Here is a 2,843-nt window from a genome sequence, read left to right as displayed (position 1 = left end):
TCATTTATGAAAAATTAATGATCGTTATTTGTTCGAAATTTATAATAATGAAAAAATATTGCTAAATCATTTAAATTCACGACCATTCATCTGATGTTTGAAAAATCATATCTTATTTATAGTTATGAAGATTTCTGGAAAGAATTAGGAATCGGTATGAAATGCTGTAGTGTTATTAAAATATACAATTGTTCATAAACGAAAATAAGAAAGGAGTTTTAAATTATAAGATGTATAGATGAAAAAAATCTGACAAGGACTGCACCATGCCAGATTATTTTTTCGGTAAGCCGTTTAAGCTTGATCAGCTTCGGAAATGGCTGTGCTTGCTTGCTTTAAACTATAGAGCAGTTGTCCCAATAGTACATCTTTATTACTCAAGGTCACCATCACCATTGGATGATGTTGCGCTGGGATAGAGGTGAGAATCGCTTTACCATTTTCAGCATCCAGCGTAATACTTTGGCATCCTGTTAGCTGAATTTCATTGAGAAAAGCCGTGACCATCGCCAGAATTGAACTGCTGACAGCAGCCAGTTTTGTACTGTTATACGGATTCTTCTTATAAATTGCGGCTAACTCAAAACCATCCGTTGAGCACAGCATAATATAATCTACGCCTCGAATATTCATGAGAATATCATTGGCTTGTGCCTTGGCAAACTGGATCAGCTCTTTCGGTGCTGTACGTTGCTGACTGGGAATACTGAACATAATTCTTCTCTTTTTTAAAGTAATTAATTTGTTGCTTTTAAATTGACTTCTAATGCTGCAATGAGAGATTCAATCATGAGCAAGACATGCTCTTGTTTACGCGCATCGATAAAAAATAGGGGATATTGATAGTCATTCTGAATTAACCAGTCTCGGTAGATGCTGGTCGACTGCTCTTTATTTTCATCGATGTGTGTAATGCCAATCGAAATATTCTGGGTGTAATCCTTAAATGTTTCCAGATACGCTTCAAGTTCTTCAATCGGCACTTTACTGTTATGGTCAACCAACAGAATAACGCCCAAGGCACCTTGGCAAATCACAGGCCAGATAAAATCAAAACGTGATTGACCAGGCGTACCATACAAGCCGATTTTGACGCCGTCATCCAGCGTGATTTCACCGTAATCAATACCCACCGTGGTTTGCATCTTATTGTGGGCCTGGCTGTCTGTATTTAATGCTTCAGTCGCAAGCACAGGAATTTCTGAAAGCGATTTAATGGCTTCTGTTTTTCCTGCGCCCATGCTTCCTGCAAAGACAATTTTATATTGTTGGAGAATCATAGCATTCCTTAAAGCCCAAAGCGGCGTCTGATTTTGCCGAAAAATTTATTTAAAAAACCTTTTTGTTCAATCGTTTGTTCGTCTGCTTCTGTTTTTAGGTAATGACTTTCTGAAGCTGGAATAATGCCGCCATTGTTGGAAATCATGCAGGCAGCGATAAATTGTTGAACCGTTTGAATTGGAAGTTTTAACTGTGTTGCAACTTGATAAAGCTGGGCGCCTTGTATAAAGCAGGCTGAAAGCAGAAGGGCAGTTTTACGACCTTCGCTTTGAGCAGGCTGCGGCCAGTATTCGATTTTATAATATTCATTTTCATTGGGTGCGAGACGCTGGAACTCCATAGAGTGCCAGAACAGATTCCAGACCCAGTCCTGTAAGTTATATTCCACTTTACGAGAGACTTTAGTGAAATTGGAGGTGGTTGCAAATTCGTATTTAAAGCTGTGATTGGTTTTTGTATGAATCCGTGTTGGTTCTAGCCATGCAATTTGACTGCGTGTATCAATAATGGCCAAGGTACCATGATCATCGAAAAGGTGAAGTCTGGCATTTTCCGGATTGAGCATATCCGTTAAATACTTTGCATTTATTGCATTGTGAGTTGAAACGGTTTCTGTCTTTGGCTGTTGAGATTGTTGGTGCGATAGATAGCTGAGCAATCGAAGCTGAATCCAGTTTTTTAATGCATCTGTATGCTGAAAAGGTAAATATAAAGTATTGTGTTCTTCTATATGCTGGGTGCCTTCTCCTTTCGATACTTTTAAGCAGGGAAGTTGTTTTTGTTCTAAAATGCGTTGAATGCCTTCGGTTTCAAAGAAATTTTCATTTATTAATAATAAGTCGATATTGGGATCTGCAATATTGATCCAGTTAATGCCAAACTCGTGCGGTATGGTTTTTCTAAGTTCTATTTTTAATTCATCTGAAACTTTTAAACTTATACCTGAAATTGCGATATTAATGCAATGTCCATTCATAGTATCACTTTAATGTTTTTAAAATATTGGACTGCAAAAAATAGCCATTATACTAAAGGCTAATATTAGGGGCTTGTATTATTTCTATTTTATTATTTTGAATAAGTAAAACAGAAATATATACAAGAAACCTAATATATTAAATATTTTTAAATTAAGAATTAAGCGAAATCTAATTCTTTTTCGAACGTTTTAAGTTCGTGACGCGCCATTGCAAGATTTGATTTAGTACGATCTAAAACAAGATAAAGGAACAAATTGCCATTGCTTTCTAGTGGACGAATTAAGTGATATGCCTTACCTAGTGTGATGAGAATGTCTTCAATATCATCGTTAAGTTTCAGTGAGTTAGCTACACGACGTTTCGCACGGATAACTTCAGTATTACCTGCAGCTGCTAATTCTAAATCAAGTGACCCCCCACCTTGTGTTGCTAGCGCCAAACCGCTTTCTGTATCAACTAAAGCTGCTGCAACGAACCCATCAATATTTGTTAAGCTTTCTAATGAAATTTTAGCCATGATTTTATCTCTACTAATACATCTTTGTTTATGAATTTATATATTCACTACTTTTGTTTCTGATT

General features: G+C 36.6%; 4 protein-coding genes. All 4 read right to left on the bottom strand.

Annotated elements, in window-relative coordinates:
* Positions 1–294 precede the first annotated feature (294 nt).
* On the bottom strand, positions 295–714 hold the full coding sequence (locus tag A9Z07_RS05425) for a roadblock/LC7 domain-containing protein (RefSeq protein WP_004775657.1): 420 nt from the start codon (positions 712–714) through the stop codon (positions 295–297).
* Between the two features lie 23 nt (positions 715–737).
* Positions 738–1,280, bottom strand: coding sequence for a GTP-binding protein (locus A9Z07_RS05420; RefSeq protein WP_069577563.1), 543 nt, complete (start codon positions 1,278–1,280; stop codon positions 738–740).
* A gap of 8 nt (positions 1,281–1,288) precedes the next feature.
* Positions 1,289–2,257 (bottom strand): hypothetical protein, encoded by a 969-nt coding sequence (locus A9Z07_RS05415; protein WP_069577562.1) that lies wholly within the window; start codon positions 2,255–2,257, stop codon positions 1,289–1,291.
* Positions 2,258–2,418: 161 nt separating this feature from the next.
* Positions 2,419–2,778 (bottom strand): hypothetical protein, encoded by a 360-nt coding sequence (locus tag A9Z07_RS05410; RefSeq protein ID WP_004775651.1) that lies wholly within the window; start codon positions 2,776–2,778, stop codon positions 2,419–2,421.
* Between the last annotated feature and the right edge of the window lie 65 nt (positions 2,779–2,843).

This window comes from Acinetobacter sp. YK3 (genome assembly GCF_001729365.1).
Classification (GTDB): domain Bacteria; phylum Pseudomonadota; class Gammaproteobacteria; order Pseudomonadales; family Moraxellaceae; genus Acinetobacter; species Acinetobacter vivianii.
This window is presented reverse-complemented; position numbering and strand designations above follow the sequence as displayed.